Source organism: Rhizobium sp. SVR5-2C (assembly GCF_056755115.1).
Genome location: NZ_JBNDHT010000007.1, coordinates 13,030 through 32,494, shown reverse-complemented (window position 1 = coordinate 32,494; position 19,465 = coordinate 13,030). Strand labels below are relative to the sequence as shown.

The window sequence follows — 19,465 nt, the reverse complement described above, 5'->3', positions numbered from 1 at the left end:
TTGGTCTGTCATGAACTTGCAATTCCGGTGGCTGCCGGCGTCAGTCGCGCTTGTTGCCGATGGATGGGCTGAAGACCATCAGGCTCAGGATCTCGAACAGGACCTGAGCGCCGGCATGAGCAGTATTCGTCGTTGCGTCATACTGCGGCGCGACCTCGACAACATCGCCGCCGACGAGATTGACCCCTTTCAGGCCACGGATCAATTCCAGAACTTCGCGTGTTGTCAAGCCGCCGACTTCCGGGGTTCCGGTGCCGGGGGCAAAGCTTGGATCGAGGCTGTCGATGTCGAAGGTGAGGTAGGTCGGTCCGTCGCCGACAATTGCCTTCGCCCTTTCGATGATTGCCGGAATTCCCATGCCCGTCACCTCCTCGGCGTGGATGACGGTCATTCCCGATTCGTAGGAAAACTCCCAGAGATATTCGGCCGAGCCGCGGATGCCGATCTGCACCGTGCGCGTCGGATCGAGCACGCCGTCGAGAACGGCATTGCGGAACGGGCCGCCATGATGGAACTTCGTCTGGTCGTAAGCGCCGCCCGTATCGCAATGGGCGTCGATGTGGATCAAGCCGACCGGCTGCTTCTTCCCAACGGCCTTCAAGATCGGATGAGTTATCGAATGATCGCCGCCGACCGAAAGCGGCGCGACGCCGGCGTCGACGATCTGGTTGATGCGCTTTTCGATGTCTTCGTGACTGAGTTCCAGCCGGTAGCGGCTCTGGAAGGGCACGTCGCCGATATCGGCAACACGGAGGTCGAACACCGGCGCGGTGCCCAGCACATGGTTGTAAGGCCCGATACGCTCGATGGCGCGCAGCGCCCGCGGTCCGAAGCGCGACCCCGGCCGATTGGTAACGCCGAGATCCATCGGAATGCCGGTGATTGCGACCTGCAGATTGCCGAAATCCGGCTCGTCGGCCGCAACCGGCATGTAGGGGGCGCTCAAGAATGTCGGAACGCCTGCGTAAGGGGCCAGTCGCGTCCCGCTTTTGGAAAAAATCTTGTCGGCGACTTTGCGAAAATCGGGATCGAAGATCTCGCCGCCGTGGCTATCGGCAAATTTTGCGCGCAGTTCTTCGAGTTTCGTCTGATCCCAGGCCATTCCGGTTCACCTCTTTTTCTCCAAAGGCGGGGAACCGGCACGCATGCGGCTTGTCGTCGTTCCCCACGCTCTTCTTCTTATTTTCTTGCATTACCCAACAAAAATGATGGAAATGCAATTCACATTGTTATACCGCTCATCGTGAGATTTTTTCACAACAGACCGCCATGTTCAACCGATTGCCGCCGCTGAATTCATTGCGTGCCTTCGAGGCCGCGGCCCGGCGGGGTTCGGTCTCGGGCGCCGCGCGCGAACTGAACGTCACGCATGGCGCGATCAGCCATCAGATCAAAGCGCTGGAGGCTATCTTCGGCACACCGCTCTTCGAGCGTAACGGCAAACGGCTGAAGCTGACGCCGCAGGCGGCGCTGCTTTTGCCGGCACTCACGAGCGCGTTCGAGAGTATTGCGGCAGCGACGGCATTGGTGACGCGCCCGTCGACCAGCGGCAGCCTGAGGATTTCGTGTGTGCCCGCTTTGCTGTCTTTCTGGCTGATCCCGCGCATGCATCAATTCAGCGAACAGTTCCCGGATATCAGTTTGACGCTTGTCGCTTCGAACGATCCCGATCTGCTCTATTCGCCGGACCTCGATATCTGCATCCTTTATGGTGATGGCGCCTGGCCGGACTGCTGGGCGCGCCTTTGGACAAACCTGCAGCTGTTCCCGGTCGTCAGCCCGACGCTGATGAACAGCCGCGCGCTGCGTTCGGTCCGCGATCTGCGCGACCACGTACTGCTCCACGGCGACGATGGACGCGAATGGAACACCTGGCTTGCTGCGGCCGACGCCTTGGATATGCCGCGCGGCAGGCAGCATTTCATGAGCGATGCGCGCCTTTCGACCGAAGCGGCCTTGAGCGGGCAGGGTGTTGCGCTAGGCGACACGATCACGGCCGGAAGCCTGATTGCCCAGGGCGAACTCGTCGTGCCCTTCGATCTCTCCGTTCCGGCCAACGATGCTTTCTACGTCGGCTGCCGCAATGAAGTGCGCGCTGCGCCGATTGTCAAAGTCTTCCTCGACTGGTTCTTCGCTGCGCTCGAGAGCGATCGCGGAGCCGAACCGCAAGCCTCCGCCCGGCGTGTGATCCGGGGCCGCGCACGATTGGAGGCTCCGGCGGCTGCCGCCGAAAGCTTCACCCCCGTCTCTCGTGCTCGCGCCACCGCGCGAAAGCCGGCTAAACGCCGTCTGAAACCCTGAGGATCTTTGAAGGAACCGCGCATGTCCGTCGCCCGCCCAAACCCGCTTGTCGCCCGTTTGTCGCCTCCGCCGATTCCCTCCGTGCTTGCCTGGGCGCGCGAATATGACGGCAGCAGGGGGCCGCTGCTTGACCTGTCGCAGGCGGTGCCCGGCTACCCGGCGCATCCGGAAATGCTGCGGCTTCTCGGCGAGACGGCCGCTTCTCCCGCAATGACGGGCTATGGTGCCATCGAAGGTGAGGAGGTCCTGAGGAAGGCTTATGCGGCGCATATGTCGGATGTTTATGGCGCGAGCGTTTCCGCCGCCAACATCCACATTACGTCAGGCTGCAACCAGGCCTTCATGTGCTCCGTCATTGCACTCGCTCAGGCAGGCGAAACGATCGGGCTGACCAATCCCTTCTATTTCAACCACGAGACCACGCTCTCGATGCTGGGCATTGGTCGGGTGCTCGTCGAATGCGATGCCGCAAACGGCTTCCTGCCGGATCTGGCTTCCGCCGAACGGGCATTGTCGTCGGGCGCAAGGGCTCTTGCGGTCGTCACGCCGAACAATCCGACCGGTGCCGTCTACCCGCCGGCGCTGCTCCGCGAGCTCTTTCATCTCTGCCGAAAGCACGGGGCGTGGCTGATATTGGACGAGACCTATCGTGACTTCCTTCCCGCCGATCGCGGAGCGCCGCATGACCTGCTCTCCATCGACGGCTGGGAGGAGACGCTGGTCCTTCTCTACAGCTTCTCCAAGTCCTTCTGCATCCCGGGACACCGGCTCGGCGCCATCACAGCCGGCCCGCGCATCGTGGCCGAGATCGCCAAGATCATGGACAATATGCAGATTTGCGCCCCGCGAGCCGCTCAGGTTGCGGTCGCGACGGCGCTTCCCATCCTGGCGGACTGGCGCGCCGCAAACCGGCTGGAAATCACCCGCCGCGCCGACGCACTGAAAGCGGTCATGGCGGCAACGAACGGCTGGTCGATCGCCGCGATCGGCGCTTACTTCGCCTTCATCCGCCATCCGTACGGCGACACGCCTTCGGTAACGGTGGCGGAAAGGCTTGCGAAAGAAGCGGGCGTCGTCTGCATCCCGGGAAGCTATTTCGGCGAAGGTCAAGACGGCTATCTTCGGCTTGCCTTTGCAAATGCCGACGCCGATGCAATCGGCCTTTTGCGCGAGCGTTTCTGACCGATGACCTAGCCAAAGGCCATTGATTCCTTGATCGCGGCAATGGCGGTCTCCACTTCATTTTGATAGTCTCGGCGCGACGATCCGATGGAGTTTGGGAGAGGCACCGGATGAGGCGCTTCATGCGCAAGGCGACAGCCGGAAGACTTGCGCCAATGGCGGGCGCGTTCGTTGCCGCCTTGCTCGCCAGTCCGGGGTATTCCCAGCCCGAAGGGAAGCCTGCCCCGCCGGCATGTCTTTACTCTCTGGAGGCGGCCGCCGGCAGCCCCACCTTTTGCGTGCGAAAGGACAGCTACAGCGCGGATATCTGCACGGCCATCGATCACTTCGCGCGCGCCAACCAGCTTCCTCCGGATTATTTCGCGCGGCTGATCTGGCGCGAAAGCCGGTTTCGGCCCGACGCGCTGAGCCCAAAGGGCGCTGAGGGGATTGCGCAGTTCATGCCGGGCACCGCCAAACTGCGGGGGCTGGAGAACAGTTATGACGCGCTCAGCGCGCTGCAGGCATCGGCAGCCTATCTCAATGACCTGCGCAACCGTTTCGGTAATCTCGGCTTTGCCGCGGCCGCCTATAATGCCGGCGAGGATGGTCTGGCGGCTTTCCTCGATGCCGGCGCTTTGCCGTTCGAAACGCGGAGCTATGTCACCGCGATAACGGCGCACACCATCGAAGAGTGGAAAGACAGGCCACCAGAGAAACCGGCACCCGAACTCGACAAGGACAAGCCTTTCCTGGACGCCTGTATTGCCCTTGCCGAGAGCCGCCGTTTCAAGAGTGATCCCTGGCAGCCCGAAGGCGTATGGGCGCCCTGGGGCGCGCAACTCGCCGCTCACTTCGACCCATCGGCCGCCCGCAGTCTTTTCCTGCAGGATATCAGCAAGCTGCCGTCACCCTTGAACTCTGAAAGGCCACTCATTCTGCGCCAACGCGACCGCAGCTTCGGTTACCGGCCTCGATACGTCGCCCGCGTTGGGCGTCAGACACGGGCCGAGGCAAATCAGGTCTGCCAGGAGGTGCGCAAGAGCGGCGGCGTCTGCCTGGTGTTCAAGAACAACTGAAGATGGCTGCTAAAGAGCGGTACTCTTTCGTGCCTGGTCGGGATGGGCGGCGGCAAAGGCGGGCAGACGCCCGCATTTTTCCGCGATCGCCGTGGCGTGCGGGCAGGCAGAAAGATCGACCTTCCAGCGGCGGCCGTTGTAGATCTGCGGCACGAGGCAGAGATCGGCCATGGTAGGGCTGTCCCCGTGGCAAAATTCCCCGGTTTCCGGTCTGTCCAATATCCGCTCGAAGGCCTCAAGCCCCTCACGGATGAACTTGCCCATCCATGCTATCCGGGCAGCGTCCGGATCGTCCGACTGCTCCATGATGTGGGAAACGACGCCGAGATTGCAAACCGGATGAATCTCCATCGCGATGGCATAGGAAAGGGCTCTGACGCGCTGGCGGCCCAAGATGTCTGCAGGCAGAAAGCCAGCCTGAGGCCGCGTTTCCGCAAGATATTCGATGATGGCGAGAGACTGCGTTAGCATCTGTCCGTCGATCGAAAGCGTAGGGACCAGCCCTTGAGGGTTTCGCGCCAGATGAGCCGCCTGCTTGTGTTCCTTGGCCAGGAGATCGACAGCAACGGACCGGTACGGGATCGCCAGCATATTGAGCGCGATCCGGACGCGGTAGCTTGCCGAAGAGCGCCAATAGTCGAAAAGAACCGTTTCGCTCATCAAAGCCGCCTCAGTTTCTGTCATATCGCGTCACGGTCTGTTCGATGGCGCCGAAGATCGAGTGCCCGGCCGCGTCCTTCATCTCGATACGAACCGTATCGCCGAACATCATGAACGGTGTTACGGGTGCGCCGGTCTCGATCGTTTCGATCATGCGGATTTCGGCAATGCAGGAATAGCCGACGCCGCCTTGGCCCACCGGCTTGCCCTGCCTGCCGTCCAGCTTGTTGGAGACGGTGCCCGAACCGATGATGGTGCCGGCGCTGAGCGGCCGGGTCTTGCTGGCATGGACGATGAGCTCCCCGAAATCGAACGTCATGTCGATACCGGCATTGGCGCGTCCGAAGGGTTCGCCGTTGAGGTCGACGTGCAGCGGCAGATGGAGTTTTCCGCCGTCCCATGCGTCGCCAAGCTCGTCTGGCGTTACTGCGACCGGCGAAAAGGCCGAGGAGGGCTTCGACTGGAAGAATCCGAAGCCCTTCGCCAGCTCCGCGGGGATCAGCGCCCGCAGTGAAACGTCGTTGACGAGCATCACAAGACGGGTCGCGGCGCGCGCTTCGTCGATCGTCGCTCCCATAGGCACGTCATCGAGGACGACGGCGATCTCCGCTTCCATGTCGATGCCATAGGTATCGTCAGGCATGACGATCGGATCGCGCGGCGCGAGGAATGAATCGGAGCCGCCCTGGTACATCAACGGCTCGGTCCAGAAGCTTGCCGGCATCTCGGCGTTGCGCGCCTTGCGGACCAGTTCGACGTGGTTGACATAGGCCGAGCCATCCGCCCACTGATAGGCGCGCGGCAGTGGCGATGCGGCCTCGTGTTCGTGAAACCGTATGAATGGTTGCGCGCCGGTCTCCAGACCCTTCGCGACGCGCGCAAGACGCGGAGCCACATGGGCCCAGTCGTCCAGCGCCGCCTGCATGGTCCGAGTGATATGACCGACCTCGGAGCATCGGGTGAGATCCCTGGAGACGACGACCAGACGGCCATCTCGCGTAGAGTCCTTGAGCGTCGCAAGTTTCATCTTTTTCAAATTCCGTCTTGAATGATCAGCCGGAACGCCGGCCCCTCACGAACAGCCTTCACTTGATGCCCGGCGTCCCGTCGAACCTGCGCTCCAGCCCGTCCCAGCATTCGAGATAGTTGTCCTGCCGCGTCTCAAGCTCGGCTGCATATCGTGTCAGCTGCTGCGGAAAACGCGTCTCGAACATGAAAGCCATCGTATGGTCCAGCTTCACTGGCTTGAGCTCGGCGTTCGAGGCCTTCTCGAAGCCCATCGCATCCGGCCCGTGCGGCAGCATCATGTTATGTAGGCTCATCCCGCCCGGCACGAAACCCTCTTCCTTGGCGTCGTACTGACCATGGATCAGGCCCATGAATTCGCTCATGATGTTGCGATGGTACCAGGGCGGACGAAACGTGTGTTCGGCCACCAGCCAGCGCGGCGGAAAGATGACGAAGTCGACATTGGCGGTTCCCGCCTCTCCCGAAGGCGCCGTCAGTACGGTGAAGATCGACGGATCCGGGTGATCGAAGAGGATCGCGCCGACCGGCGCGAACGTGCGCAGATCGTATTTGAACGGCGCGTAGTTGCCGTGCCACGCCACCACATCCAGCGGCGAATGGCCGATCTCGGTCACGTAGAACTTGCCGCACCATTTGACGTGCAGCCGGCACGGCGTCTCCTTGTCCTCGTAGGCGGCGACCGGCGTCTTGAAGTCGCGCGGGTTGGCAAGGCAATTCGCCCCGATCGGCCCGCGATCGGGCAGCGTGAACTTGGCACCATAGTTCTCGCAGATATAGCCGCGCCATTCCCGACCGTCCCCGAGGCGGGTTACCTTGAAGATCATGCCGCGTGGGATAAGGCAGATCTCGGAAGGCTCGATGTCGATGATGCCCATTTCGGTGAAGATGCGGATGGCACCAAGCTGCGGCACGACCAGCAATTCCCCATCGGCATTGAAGAAGTAATCGTCGATCATGTCGGCATTGAAGACATAGGCGTGCGCCGCCATGCCGACCTGGGTCATGACGTCGCCGGCGGCCGTCATCGTCCTGAGGCCGGCAAGAAAGTCGAGTTCTTTCGCCGGCGAAGGGATCGGGCTCCACCGCAGTTGACCGAGCGGCAGCGAATGATCGTCAAGGCAAGGTGCCGATTTCCAGAACGGGTAATCCGCATTGGAAAAACGGCCGGTATGCCGCACGCTCGGGCGAATGCGATAGAGCCACGAGCGCTCATTGGTGCCGCGCGGTGCGGTGAAGGGCGAGCCTGACAATTGCTCGGCATAGAGACCGTAGTTGCATTTCTGCGGGCTGTTCTGGCCCTGCGGCAAGGCGCCGGGCAGGGACTCCGTCTCGAAATCGTTGCCGAAGCCCGGCATATATTGCGGCTCGTCCGCAACGGCATCGACCGCCGTGCTCCTCGCTTTGTCCAGCATGGCTTGCCTCTCCTCCGTCATCATGGTTACAAACGTAACTATCGATTTTGTAACTATCAAGGAAACCATGGACGCCCGCGAGTTCGATCTCGACCAATTCCTGCCGTTTCGGCTCAATCGGGCTGCGGAGTTTATCGCCCTGCGCTTTGCGGCGGCCTACAAGGCCGAGTACGGCCTGACGCGGCCGGAGTGGCGCACGCTTGCAGCGCTCGGAAGTTCCGGGCGCATGACGGCGACGGAGGTCGGCGTTCACTCCACCATGCACAAGACCAAGGTCAGCCGGGCGGTCTATGCGCTTGAGAAGCGCCGGTGGCTGAAGCGGACGCAAGACGAGCAAGACCGCCGTGTCGAGCACCTCGAATTGACGCCGGCGGGAAGCAAAGCCTATCGCGAATTGACCGTTCTGGCAGGCCGATACTCGGCGGAACTGGCGTCGCTTCTCGGCGAGGACGGTCTTCGGGCGCTTGCTTCCGGTCTTGCGGCCGTTGAAGCCGTCATGACCAAGCGGCACCGCTGAGCCCGGTCACTGCCTGCTGCGCTGACGCACCGGCAGACCCTGAAAGTCTTTCAGCGTTTGAAGCACGATCGATGTCTTCACATGCTGAACGCTGTCGTGCGGTAGCAGCACGTCGTTGACGAAATGCGAAAGCCCGGCGAGATCAGGTGTTACGACCTTGAGATGGTAGTCCATTTCGCCGGTCAGGGCGAAACATTCCAGCACCTCCGGCAGGTTGGCAATCAGTGCCGCGAAACGCTTGGCGTTGTCGCGATTGTGGGTGGCGAGCGTGACGGCGATGACCACCATAAGATCGAATCCCAGCCTGCCGCGATCCAATACCGCCCGGTAGCTTTGGATAAAGCCTTCCGCCTCCAGTCTCGCGCGCCGGCGCGAGCATTGCGAGGGCGAGAGCGCGATCAATTCGGACAGCTCATTATTGGTCAGGCGGCCGTCACGCTGCAATTCCGCGAGAATTTTCAGGTCATATCCGTCAATCTGTTCCATCTGTGCGCATTTCCTTCATTCCATGCATGAACCGTGTATTGAAATGGCGGAAGTCCGCGGGAATGCAAGTACAATGCATGCGAACTGCGCCATAATTGTTCAAAATCCATCTCGGAGGAGAGAACAATGGGCCCTTTCCCGCATGACGCACCGCCGACAGGCATTACCGCCGACAACCCGGCCGGCACGGACGGCTTCGAGTTCGTCGAATTTGCCCATCCCGAGCCGGAAAAGCTTCGCGAGCTCTTCGCCCGCATGGGGTACATTTGCGCTGCCAAGCACCGCACGAAGGACATCACCGTCTGGCGCCAGGGCAGCATCAACTATCTGATCAATGCCGAGCCCGGCAGCCATGCGATGCGCTTCGTCGACAAACATGGCCCCTGCGCGCCGTCCATGGCCTGGCGCGTTTCTGACGCAAGGCATGCGTTCGAGCATGCGGTGTCAAAGGGTGCTACGCCCTATGAGGGCGAGGACAAGACCATCGACATTCCGGCAATCGTCGGGATCGGCGGTTCGCTGCTTTATTTCGTCGAGACCTACGGCGAGAAGGGATCGCTTTATGACGCGGATTTCGAATGGCTGGGCGAACGCGATCCGAAGCCGCAGGGGGTCGGCTTCTACTATCTCGATCATCTGACCCATAACGTCTATCGCGGCAATATGGACAAGTGGTGGGATTTCTATCGCGAGCTATTCAATTTCAAGCAGATCCACTTCTTCAATATCGACGGCCGCATTACCGGGCTGGTGAGCCGGGCGATCACCTCGCCCTGCGGCAAGATCCGCATTCCGCTGAACGAGTCCAAGGACGATACCAGCCAGATCGAGGAGTATCTGCGGAAATACAAGGGCGAGGGCATCCAGCACATCGCCGTCGGTACGGAGGAAATTTACGACGCGACCGACAAGCTGGCCGATAACGGCCTGAAATTCATGCCCGGCCCGCCGGAAACATACTACGAACTCTCGCACGACCGCGTGCACGGCCATGACGAGCCGATCGAGCGGATGAAGCAGCACGGCATCCTGATCGACGGCGAGGGGGTGGTGGATGGCGGCACGACCCGCATCCTGCTGCAGATCTTCTCGAGAACCGTGATCGGCCCGATCTTCTTCGAGTTCATTCAGCGAAAGGGAGACGAGGGCTTCGGCGAAGGAAACTTCCGCGCCCTGTTCGAATCCATCGAGGCCGATCAGATCCGGCGCGGCGTGCTTCGTCCCACCGCCGCCGAATAAAACGCAACTCCGGCTGGGGAACGACTGCAAAAGCGGCGATCAGGGATCGCCGCTTTTGCATGGTCGGCGGTGCAGGATGGGTCAGATCGCCACACGCCGATTAACCGAGGGAGAGATCATGTATGCTGCGGTCCATTGATCTCGAAAAGGAACTGCCATGGCCACCGTCAAGCTGCTTACCGATGCGGAAGTAAACGCAGTGCCGGCATTGAAGGAAGTCTTCGATGATATACGGACAACCAGAAAATCAGATTTTGTGAACAATTTCTGGCGCGGTCTCGCCAATGACCCTGTTCTGTTGAAGCGGACCTGGGAAGGACTGAAGGCTGTCATGACAGCCGAGGGTGCTTTAGATCCCCTTACACGAGAGATGATCTACATCGCCGTCTCGACGGCGAACGGTTGCACCTACTGCGTCCATTCCCACACGGCAGCGGCAAAGGCGCGCGGAATGACGGAAGCTCAGCACGCAGAGTTGCTTGCGGTCATCGGGTTGGCGGGACAGACCAATCACCTAGTCAACGCGATGCAAATTCCCGTCGACAAAGAGTTTTTGGTCTAAGCCGAACCCTCAACGAAGGGCACGCTCTGCCCGTTCGGCAACCAAACCCACTGCGGTCAAGTCACCGCAGTTAACAGGCACAAACAATGCAGAGGTCCCGCGTTGACTTGGAAGCAACCAACAACACCGCCCGAAATCAGCTGTTTTAGGTCAGACTCACGCGTTCTGGGTCAAATTCATTGGTTTCCAGAACCTCCTATAGCCTGCCACTTGATTTGACCCAAAAATTCGAAAAACCGGGGTTTTTGGCGACATGAAGTCCGCTTTGAATTGGCCCAAATGACAGCTTGTTATGTCCCCAAAATTTATGGGCGCGGAAAGCTCCCAATTTTCGATACGGGTGCGATCGGGCGAGGCATCGCAACGGCAGTCCTCGGAGCCTAACGAGATGAGATTGGCTATCGTGCCAATTAGCGTCTTATATCGTCGACCCCGCCGGCCCCTCTTGAGGGTACGATGTGGAAGACGCCCCCGTTCAGCGACGGGCTATAGCCGATAGTCGAGAGAGCCGAGCGCGAGTACCTATCGTCACTGTACGGCTCCCGAGCCGGAGCAGCAGACTCCTCGTCCGGCACACGGGGGAAAATCAGGTGGACCGCGGTTCCGACGCCTAACTCGGACTGCAAGTGAATATATCCCCCATGGCGCTCGACAAACGCACGAACTTGGGAAAGTCCCAGGCCGGTTCCGACGCCAACCTCCTTCGTCGTGAAATACGGCTCGAAGGCGCGCCCCATGACCTCCTCGGTCATCCCTGAGCCGTTGTCGCGGACTGTGATTGCGACCATTCCATCGTGCCCGTCCGATTGGGCAGCTACATTCGCGGCGGAGACAACGATCAGGCCGTCCTTGCGCGTGGCTGCATCAGCGTTTCGACACAAATTCAGCAACGCAAAATAGAGCTCATCGGCATCAGCGTTTACCGGCCACAGGCCGGCTTCGATCTCTATTTCCATCAGTGTGTCCGCGCTCAACGACGAGCGCAAAGCCTCAATGGCGACAGACAGCTGTGTAGGCGTCGTGCCAGCATAGCCGCGACGGGCTAGACTTCCATGGTCCAGGAGCCTTCGCGTTAAAATTGCGCCTCTGTCGACTGCGCGGCGCAAGCGGGTAAAGATCGCCCTGCGGGTATCGGCGTCGCTTTGGTGTTCCAGAAGGCCAAGGCCGCCGTCGATCACGGCCAGGAGATTGTTCATATCATGCGCAACAGAGTTTGTAACCTCGTCGCTGGAGCCGCGCCGGGCCGATTCGAGGTGCGCCGAGAGGGCGCCAAACTCAGCGACGGGCAGGACGCGGCGCAGAATTCCCGAGACCTCTCCGTTGGGGCCTACTAACGGGATGTCAACAGACCGGAGCGCGGGCGTCGATCGGTGCTGTTCGCGACGCGCGCGAGGGCCCACCGAGGCGGCGAAGAGGCGCCCCTGCCCGATAGCCACGCCCGCACCATCCGCGAGTACTACGATGTCTGGCGGAAGAAACTCGACAACGGGAGGGCTTTCGAGCATGGGGCGGTCGCCTTCCGTCCATCCGCATTCTGCATATCAACCTCCTTTTCCGTGATCCGAAGCCATCCGTTTGGAGAACGTGTCGCTTTTTGGCGTGGCGTCGAATGGCAGAGTGGGTTCCCACGCTCCGAAAGGGAAATCACCTCTCGCCATAAAATCGATAGCCTGCCGTTATTGGAGTCCCTTCGCGCTCGATCCGAGCTCGAAGGTCAGTGACGTGGACCGCACGGCCGATTTTGACGGTTACGAGATCTTCTGCCGGGAAGCCGGTGATGGGGCGAAACCGATGTCGTTGGTGCCGCCGGTGCCCAGGACACGTGAGGGCCGTCGCGAGCATTCCCCGCCGCTATGGAAACGATACATCTCAGCTATTGGAAAACTTCGTCCCGCCCTGCGAGAACTAATTACCTTCGTCGGAGATCTCATCGAGGGACGCCGAGGAACGCTTCTGGTTCACCAACATAGGAACATTGCCATGAGAATCGTCATTGCCTTGGGCGCTGCCCTGGCAGGATTGTCCGTGATCGGCGCCGGCGCCGTTACGACCTATGCGCAGATGGATAAGCACTCGCGATACGAAGGAACGGCTGCGGCTGTTGTCGACGACAAGGGAAATCTGCACGTGCCTTCCGACTATCGGACCGCTTATCAGGTGCTGGGCAGCTGGGCAGTGGCTAAAGACGACGGTCCGGGCTCAAAACAGTTGCACGTGGTCTATGCGTCGCCCGGAACCATCGCCGCATATCGCAAGGACGGACACTTTCCCGACGGCGCCGTTCTCGTGAAGGAAGTATTCGATACGACTACCAACGATATGACAACCGGAACCGTAAGCAGTGCCGGCACCCTAGCCGGCTGGTTCGTCATGGTGAAAGACAGCGCCGGCCGATTTCCAGGAAACAAGCTTTGGGGCGACGGCTGGGGTTGGTCCTGGTTCGACGCAGCTGATCCCCAGAAGACCACATCCACCGACTACACGGCGGACTGTCAGTCCTGTCACGAGCCGGCGCGACAGTCAGACTGGATCTACACTGACGGCTATCCGGTCCTGAAGCAATAAGCGGAGCGTGGCATGAAAATCCTCCATATTGATTGCAGCCCGCGTCCAGAATCGCACAGCCGCCAGCTTTCGGCGGCGATTGTCAAAAAGCTCCTTGAGGTTGCGCCCGGCGCGAGCATCAGCCGGCGCGACTTCGGCGCTTACCCCCTGCCGCACGCCGCACCCGACTACGCGACGACCCTGTCGTCGCCGGCCACCTTGGCGGCCCCGCTGAGCGGCGCGCTTGATCTTTCCGAGGTGCTTATTCAGGAAGTCGAGGCGGCCGATGTGATTGTCATCGGAACGCCCATGCACAACTTAACCGTTCCCTCGGTCCTCAAAGCTTGGATCGACCAAATCCTTCGCGCCGGTCGCACCTTCAAGTCGACGCGAGCAGGGAAAGTGGGAATGCTCTCGGATCGTCCGGTGTTCGTCGGTATCGCTTCCGGCGGCGTCTTCGCCGGCGAGAAAGCCAATCAGCCCGATTTTCTCACGCCGTATCTGTCGGCAGTGCTGGGCTCCACTGGGCTGAAAACCCTGCAATTCTTCGCCATGCAGGCCACCGCGTTTCTCGACCGGGACCAGGCCATATTAGCGAGGGACAAAGCGCTTGCTGCGATCGACCTGACGGTCATGGGAGAGGTTCCATGTCCGATCGAGTAACGGGCGTTGCCGCATCCGAGATGAATGAACCGAGGAGACAATTATCATGAAGGCAATCGTGGTAACGGATCAGGCTGCTGGAACGGCCGGGATGAAGCTGACGGAGCGGCCCGAGCCGCAGGCGGCGATAAACGACGTCATCGTTCAGATTCATGCGTCGGGATTCGTCCCGACCGAGCTGACATGGCCCTCGACCTGGACCGATCGCCGCGACCGTGACCGGACACCGTCGATCCCTGGCCACGAGCTGGCCGGAGTGGTCACGGCCCTCGGCTATGGCACGACGGGTCTGTCGGTGGGACAGCGTGTGTTCGGCCTCGCCGACTGGCATCGCGACGGCACCCTGGCCGAGTTTGTGGCCATCGAGGCACGCAACCTTGCGCCGCTGCCAGGCGACGTCGACTTCACGGTGGGCGCCAGCTTGCCGATCTCGGGCCTGACCGCGTGGCAGGGACTGTTCCAGCACGGCCGTCTTCAGGCGGGGCAGAGTGTCCTTGCGCACGGCGCGGCCGGCGCAGTCGGGACGATGGTGACGCAGCTCGCGCGTGAGGCCGGCGCCTACGTCATCGGCACCGGACGCGCCGCCGACCGTCAGAAGGTCCTCGACTTCGGCGCGCAGGAGTTCGTCGACCTCGACAATGACGTCCTCGAAGACGTCGGTGGCGTCGATCTGGTGTTCGATGTCATCGGCGGCGACATCCAGGAGCGGTCCGCAGGGCTTGTTCGAGCCGGAGGAACACTGGTGACCATCGTCGGACCAGCCGAGGCGCGGCCCGCCGATGGTCTGGCGGTCGACTTCGTTGTCGAGTCCGATCGTGCTCAACTAAGCGAGATCGTCCAGCGGGTGCGGGACGGACGACTGCGGACGAACATCGGCAACGTCGCGACCCTCGACGAAGCCGTCGCCGCCTTCAACGCGACCGAGCGACGCTCGGGAAAGACGGTCATCCGCGTTCGTCCGTGAACGGCGCGCTCTCATTGATCCACGCAGCCGGCCGACCGCTGTCATGTCGGCGGGCTGCATCCTATCAGCCCCAGCCACCGAGAGGCATGCATGGCTTTCACGCTAAAGATCAACGGCACACCCCATGAGGTCGACGTCGACGGCGACATCCCGCTTTTGTGGGTGCTGCGCGACGTACTCGGCATGAACGGGACCAAGTTCGGCTGCGGCCAGGGGCTGTGCGGCGCCTGCACCGTGCATCGCGACGGCCAGGCGGTCCGCTCGTGCCAGACGCCAGTCGACAGCGTCGGCGACAGCGCGGTCACCACGATCGAGGCGATCGGCCAGACACCGCAGGGCGCGACCTTGCAGAAGGCGTGGCTGGAGCTGGAGGTGGTGCAGTGCGGCTACTGCCAGTCCGGCCAGATCATGTCGGCGGCGGCGTTACTGAAAGACACGCCGAAGCCGACGGATGACGACATCGATGCCGCCATGTCGGGCAATGTCTGCCGATGCGGCACCTATCAGCGCATCCGCGCTGCGATCAAGCACGCTGCCGGAGTTTGAAATCATGGATGAGCTTGTTCTGAAAAAGCAGATTGTCGATGAAACAGCGATGCCGCGGCGCGCCTTTCTTCAGGGCGCAGGCTTGCTGCTTGGTTTTGCGCTAACCGGTGCAAGCACGGAGTCCGTCTTCGCGGCGCCTGCTTCGCAGGTGGTCGAAAACGAGGTCACGGGTACTTTCGCGCCGAACGGATTTATACGGATCAATCCAACCGGCGCCGTGACCCTGATCATGCCGATGGTCGAGATGGGGCAGGGGGTTTATACGTCGCTGTCGATGCTTCTTGCCGAAGAACTGGAAGTGAAGCTCGACCAGATTCAGGTTCAGCATGCGCCGCCAAATCATGCGCTTTACGTCAATTCGATCATAGGCATTCAAAATACAGGTGGTTCCGCCTCTGTGCGCGCCTTCTGGACACCGCTGCGTCAGGCAGGGGCAGTGGGTCGTAATCTGCTGATTGCGGCAGCCGCAAAGCGCTGGAATGTCGATCCAGCGACTTGCCGCGCCAAGGACGGCGTTGTGTTCGATGCGTCAGGCTCGAAGCATCTGAGCTACGGCCAACTTGCGAAGGCCGCGGCAAAATTGCCTGTGCCGCCTGCGGCAAACGTCAAATTGAAGGACCCGAAGGATTTCACCCTGATCGGCACGCGCGCCAAGCGCGTGGATTCCCCGATAAAGGTCGATGGGCGCGCGCTCTACGGTATCGATACGCGACTGCCGGGTATGAAGGTTGCAGCGGTTGCTATTTCGCCCGTGCTCGGTGGCAAGGCGAAAACGGTGGACGAGAAGGCCGCGCTGGCAGTGAAGGGCGTCCGGCGAGTGGTCAACATCGATGAAGCCGTTGCTGTGGTGGCGGATCACACGGGCGCGGCGAAGAAGGGGCTCGAGGCCGCCGCCATCACGTGGGACGACGGGCCGAACGGCAAGGTCAGCAACGCCGATATCGTCAAGCAATTGGAGGAGGAATCCCAAAAGCCGGGCGTGGTCGCCCGTAACGTCGGTGATGCAGGGAAGGCTCTTGCGGAGGCCGCGCAACGGGTAGACGCCATCTATCAGGTGCCTTTCCTGGCCCACGCGGCGATGGAGCCGATGAACTGCACCGTTCATCTGCAGAAGGATCGCTGCGACATCTGGGTCGGGACACAGGCGCCTACGATCACGCAGTCTCAGGTGGCCGAACTCACCGGCCTGCCAAAGGATGCAATCAAAATTCACAATCATCTGATTGGCGGTGGCTTCGGCCGAAGGCTGGAACCCGATGGCACGATCCTCGCCGTCAAGATCGCCAAGCACGTCGATGGTCCGGTGAAGGTGATCTGGAGCCGCGAGGAAGACATCCAGCACGATATGTATCGGCCGTACTATCTCGACCGGCTGTCGGCCGGACTTGATGCGGCCGGCAAGCCGGTTGCCTGGACGCATCGGATCGCCGGCTCCTCGGTCATGGCTCGCTATTATCCCCCTTACTTCAAGGACGGATTGGACCCCGATGCCGTAGAAGCGGCGGCCGAGCCGCCCTATGCGCTGCCCAATATCCACGTCGACTATGTCCAGGTCGAGCCCCCTGGTGTCCGGACCTCTTGGTGGCGCGGTGTCGGACCCACTCACAATGTTTTTGTAGTCGAAAGCTTCATAGATGAGCTCGCGTATGCCGCGAAACAGGATCCCGTCGCTTATCGCAAGGGATTGCTCGGCCACAATCCGCGAGCGCTTGCTGTTCTGTCGCTTGCCGCGGAAAAAGCTGGGTGGGGATCACCACTCCCCGCACGGCATGGCCGCGGGATTTCGGTCCAATTCGCATACGGAAGTTATACGTCGCAGGTCGCGGAGGTCGAAGTGGCGGCCGATGGCTCTGTCGAGGTCAAGCGGATCGTCTGTGCGATTGACTGCGGCATGTACGTCAATCCGGATACGATCGAAGCACAGATTCAAGGTGGAACGCTTTTCGGGCTGACCGCTGCGCTGCATGGCTCGATCACCTTCAAGGATGGACGCGTCGAGCAAAGCAATTTCGACAGCTATCTGCCGATGCGTATCGACGAGGTGCCGGTGGTGGAGACGCACTTGATTAAGAACGCGGAAGCTCCAGGTGGCGTTGGCGAAGCTCCGACAGCGATTGTCAGTGCTGCAGTGACAAATGCGATCTTCGCCGCGACCAGCAAGCGTGTGCGCAGCCTGCCGATCGATACAAATTTGCTGAAGTCGTCGTCATAGTCCTTGCGCGTCATCCCGTGCACCTCGCGGCGCGCAGGGGATGACAGTCCGGAGCCCATGAGCGCCTCGACACTGGCCGGACTAATCGTGTCCGAGAGCGCCGTGCGGCGACCGGCTATAACGATCGTCTATCGACTCTATGGCAAGAGGTGATTTCCCTCGTCGGCGTTGCAAGGTCATTCTCCGAAGCATTGCCGTACCAAATACTTTCAGTACCGCGATCGACACGCGGAACACGATGCTAGATTGAAAAGCTAGGAGGGTCGCTATGCAAAGCAACGAGGTAATTGAAGTCATCACGCCTCGGATTTTTCACACCGACGTCCGGCATCTATCATCGCTTGAGTGCGACATCGCCCCAACCGTGAGGAAGGTCGAGATCTCTGCGCTTGGCAGAGATCGTGAAATTTCCGGCGTGATGTGCCGCAATTTACCGCCGGCTAGTGCCTCGCACTCTATTCCGCTGACGCAAGATCAAGACCCCGCCGCCATAGGCGAGGCCGCCAAAGCGATTCTGCACGACATCACAAACCTCCTTGCCACGATCGATTGTGGGCTGCGGCTCTGGGAGCGCCAGACGGAGGTCGAGGGAAGGAAACGGATTGTCGACCAAATGCGGCACGCAGTGCAGCGCGCCGCGGTTTCGAGTCGCAAACTCTTAGGTGGAAATTTTATTGAACAAAATGGACATGCGAACATCACGACTCGGCGGGACCTTGTCGCGGCAACGGAGGATTTGCGGCACGCCATCGGTCCCGGTCGGTCACTTCGCACTGAGATTGCCCAAGATCTCTCCGATTTTGCCACCGATCCAGAGGACCTTTACTTCGCGCTTCTCAACTTGTGCCGTAATGCGAGCGCGGCGCTGCAAGACGGTGGCGAGGTCGTAATCTCCGCGAAGAACAGCGTCCCGCGTCCAGGAGCGGTAACTGGGGCGGTAGAAATCATCGTCGCGGACAACGGAAGCGGCATGACAGACGACGTGCTTAGGCGAGCGTTCGACACCAATTTCACGACGAAGCCCGTTGGGCAAGGTTCGGGTCTCGGTCTCGGCCAAGTGCGGCAATTCGTTCAAGAGAGCGGCGGCGCTATCGAGATCGAGTCCGCAGTCGGTATCGGAACAGCGGTGCGAATGATGATGCTCCCTGCGACGTGGTCCGGCGTGGCTAGTCATCGACGGCGGACCGGCCATGTCGCGTTAACGTGAAGGGCCGGCACCTCGCAAACGTGCAGACCCAATTTCGCAAAACTGCTTGTTCGGAGCCATCCCGCGACGAACACCAAGACTGCATCAAACCTGAATGAGGGATCAAAATGAGTATGGAAGACACGAGAAAGCGGCGCGAGGCGCCGCTCGACACACCGAGCAATCTCGGCTCCAATGCCACCAAGGATATTTCGGCCGCTCTCACTGTGCTTCTGGCGGACGTGTTCGCGCTTTACGTCAAGACCAAAAACTTCCATTGGCATATATCAGGCCCGCATTTCCGGGATTATCACCTCCTTCTCGACGAACAGGCCGCGCAGATTTTCGCGATGACGGACGAAATCGCGGAAAGAGCGCGCAAGATCGGCGGCACAACGATCCGCTCGATCGGCCACATCGCCAGGGAGAAGCATATCGAGGACAATGATGCGGATTTCGTCACACCCGAAGACATGCTGGCCGAGCTGAAGGAAGACAACCTGGTGCTTACCCAACGCCTGCGGCAGACCCACAATGTCTGCGACGAGCATGGCGATGTCGCCACGGCCAGCCTGATGGAAAACTGGATCGACGAGGCCGAACGTCGCACATGGTTCCTGTTCGAGACGACCAGGAGAGCTTAACCCCGAGCGCGCGCCCACCCGCGCAGCGCGGGTGGTTGCATGCGCTCCCGCAAAAAATCCCCTCTTGAGCTTTGACATTGGGTTCCCTTGGATTGGCATTTTGTTGGCGGTTACAGAACGTTCTGTTCTGTCCATCGATAAGCGGAAGTCCAGCATGAGCTGCCATGTTGCGGACTCTATGCCCGATCCATCGGCTCGGGCGATCTGCGACCGGCTCATGACGGGCTGATTAAGTCGAAGTTGCCGATGACCGCTATTGA

The 19,465-nt window shown here is 60.8% G+C and carries 19 protein-coding genes; 13 read left to right on the top strand and 6 right to left on the bottom strand.

Going from position 1 to position 19,465, the window contains the following annotated elements:
- Window positions 1-40: 40 nt before the first annotated feature.
- A complete protein-coding gene (gene speB, locus ACPYOI_RS03545) occupies window positions 41-1,102 on the bottom strand; it encodes an agmatinase (RefSeq protein ID WP_481419551.1) in 1,062 nt (353 codons plus the stop codon).
- 167 nt (window positions 1,103-1,269) lie between these two features.
- Between speB and ACPYOI_RS03540 the strand changes: the two genes are divergently transcribed.
- The 3 genes from ACPYOI_RS03540 to ACPYOI_RS03530 all read left to right on the top strand — a co-directional run bounded on the left by ACPYOI_RS03540 (window position 1,270) and on the right by ACPYOI_RS03530 (window position 4,541).
- The gene (locus tag ACPYOI_RS03540; protein ID WP_481419552.1) at window positions 1,270-2,301 is read left to right on the top strand and encodes a LysR substrate-binding domain-containing protein; all 1,032 of its coding nucleotides are present in this window, start codon (window positions 1,270-1,272) and stop codon (window positions 2,299-2,301) included.
- Window positions 2,302-2,322: 21 nt separating this feature from the next.
- Window positions 2,323-3,483 (top strand): aminotransferase, encoded by a 1,161-nt coding sequence (locus ACPYOI_RS03535; RefSeq protein WP_481419553.1) that lies wholly within the window; start codon window positions 2,323-2,325, stop codon window positions 3,481-3,483.
- Between the two features lie 110 nt (window positions 3,484-3,593).
- Window positions 3,594-4,541, top strand: coding sequence for a lytic transglycosylase domain-containing protein (locus tag ACPYOI_RS03530; protein ID WP_481422545.1), 948 nt, complete (start codon window positions 3,594-3,596; stop codon window positions 4,539-4,541).
- A gap of 9 nt (window positions 4,542-4,550) precedes the next feature.
- On the opposite strand, the gene maiA is transcribed toward ACPYOI_RS03530, so the two are convergent.
- The 3 genes from maiA to hmgA are packed head-to-tail and all read right to left on the bottom strand — an operon-like array spanning window position 4,551 to window position 7,642.
- Complete coding sequence (gene maiA, locus ACPYOI_RS03525) at window positions 4,551-5,201, bottom strand: maleylacetoacetate isomerase (protein ID WP_481419555.1); 651 nt, start codon at window positions 5,199-5,201, stop codon at window positions 4,551-4,553.
- Between the two features lie 10 nt (window positions 5,202-5,211).
- Window positions 5,212-6,228 (bottom strand): fumarylacetoacetate hydrolase family protein, encoded by a 1,017-nt coding sequence (locus tag ACPYOI_RS03520; protein WP_481419556.1) that lies wholly within the window; start codon window positions 6,226-6,228, stop codon window positions 5,212-5,214.
- 58 nt (window positions 6,229-6,286) lie between these two features.
- Window positions 6,287-7,642 carry a homogentisate 1,2-dioxygenase gene (gene hmgA, locus ACPYOI_RS03515; protein ID WP_481419557.1) on the bottom strand — a complete coding sequence of 452 codons (1,356 nt, stop codon included), beginning with the start codon at window positions 7,640-7,642 and terminating at the stop codon, window positions 6,287-6,289.
- Window positions 7,643-7,709: 67 nt separating this feature from the next.
- Here hmgA and ACPYOI_RS03510 point away from each other — a divergent pair, with 67 nt between their 5' ends.
- Window positions 7,710-8,159: a MarR family winged helix-turn-helix transcriptional regulator gene (locus ACPYOI_RS03510; RefSeq protein ID WP_481419558.1), complete on the top strand. Its 450-nt coding sequence runs from the start codon at window positions 7,710-7,712 to the stop codon at window positions 8,157-8,159.
- Between the two features lie 6 nt (window positions 8,160-8,165).
- Here ACPYOI_RS03510 and ACPYOI_RS03505 read toward each other — a convergent pair whose 3' ends face one another.
- Window positions 8,166-8,645 carry an Lrp/AsnC family transcriptional regulator gene (locus tag ACPYOI_RS03505; protein ID WP_481419559.1) on the bottom strand — a complete coding sequence of 160 codons (480 nt, stop codon included), beginning with the start codon at window positions 8,643-8,645 and terminating at the stop codon, window positions 8,166-8,168.
- A 126-nt stretch (window positions 8,646-8,771) separates the two neighbouring features.
- Between ACPYOI_RS03505 and hppD the strand changes: the two genes are divergently transcribed.
- Window positions 8,772-9,884, top strand: a complete 1,113-nt coding sequence (gene hppD, locus ACPYOI_RS03500; RefSeq protein ID WP_481419560.1) for a 4-hydroxyphenylpyruvate dioxygenase — start codon at window positions 8,772-8,774, stop codon at window positions 9,882-9,884.
- Window positions 9,885-10,041: 157 nt separating this feature from the next.
- Complete coding sequence (locus tag ACPYOI_RS03495) at window positions 10,042-10,446, top strand: carboxymuconolactone decarboxylase family protein (RefSeq protein ID WP_481419561.1); 405 nt, start codon at window positions 10,042-10,044, stop codon at window positions 10,444-10,446.
- 410 nt (window positions 10,447-10,856) lie between these two features.
- Here ACPYOI_RS03495 and ACPYOI_RS03490 read toward each other — a convergent pair whose 3' ends face one another.
- Window positions 10,857-11,882, bottom strand: coding sequence for a sensor histidine kinase (locus ACPYOI_RS03490; RefSeq protein WP_481422544.1), 1,026 nt, complete (start codon window positions 11,880-11,882; stop codon window positions 10,857-10,859).
- Between the two features lie 544 nt (window positions 11,883-12,426).
- On the opposite strand from ACPYOI_RS03490, the gene ACPYOI_RS03485 reads away from it, so the two are divergent.
- The 7 genes from ACPYOI_RS03485 to ACPYOI_RS03455 all read left to right on the top strand — a co-directional run bounded on the left by ACPYOI_RS03485 (window position 12,427) and on the right by ACPYOI_RS03455 (window position 19,205).
- Window positions 12,427-13,011, top strand: coding sequence for a cytochrome P460 family protein (locus tag ACPYOI_RS03485; RefSeq protein ID WP_481419893.1), 585 nt, complete (start codon window positions 12,427-12,429; stop codon window positions 13,009-13,011).
- Window positions 13,012-13,023: 12 nt separating this feature from the next.
- Window positions 13,024-13,653, top strand: coding sequence for an FMN-dependent NADH-azoreductase (locus tag ACPYOI_RS03480; RefSeq protein WP_481419894.1), 630 nt, complete (start codon window positions 13,024-13,026; stop codon window positions 13,651-13,653).
- A gap of 46 nt (window positions 13,654-13,699) precedes the next feature.
- Window positions 13,700-14,617: an NADP-dependent oxidoreductase gene (locus tag ACPYOI_RS03475; RefSeq protein WP_481419895.1), complete on the top strand. Its 918-nt coding sequence runs from the start codon at window positions 13,700-13,702 to the stop codon at window positions 14,615-14,617.
- A 90-nt stretch (window positions 14,618-14,707) separates the two neighbouring features.
- Complete coding sequence (locus ACPYOI_RS03470) at window positions 14,708-15,163, top strand: (2Fe-2S)-binding protein (protein ID WP_481419896.1); 456 nt, start codon at window positions 14,708-14,710, stop codon at window positions 15,161-15,163.
- Between the two features lie 4 nt (window positions 15,164-15,167).
- Complete coding sequence (locus tag ACPYOI_RS03465) at window positions 15,168-17,375, top strand: xanthine dehydrogenase family protein molybdopterin-binding subunit (protein ID WP_481419897.1); 2,208 nt, start codon at window positions 15,168-15,170, stop codon at window positions 17,373-17,375.
- Between the two features lie 268 nt (window positions 17,376-17,643).
- Window positions 17,644-18,582, top strand: a complete 939-nt coding sequence (locus ACPYOI_RS03460; RefSeq protein ID WP_481422543.1) for an ATP-binding protein — start codon at window positions 17,644-17,646, stop codon at window positions 18,580-18,582.
- A 107-nt stretch (window positions 18,583-18,689) separates the two neighbouring features.
- Window positions 18,690-19,205, top strand: a complete 516-nt coding sequence (locus tag ACPYOI_RS03455) for a Dps family protein (protein WP_481419899.1) — start codon at window positions 18,690-18,692, stop codon at window positions 19,203-19,205.
- Window positions 19,206-19,465: the final 260 nt, after the last annotated feature.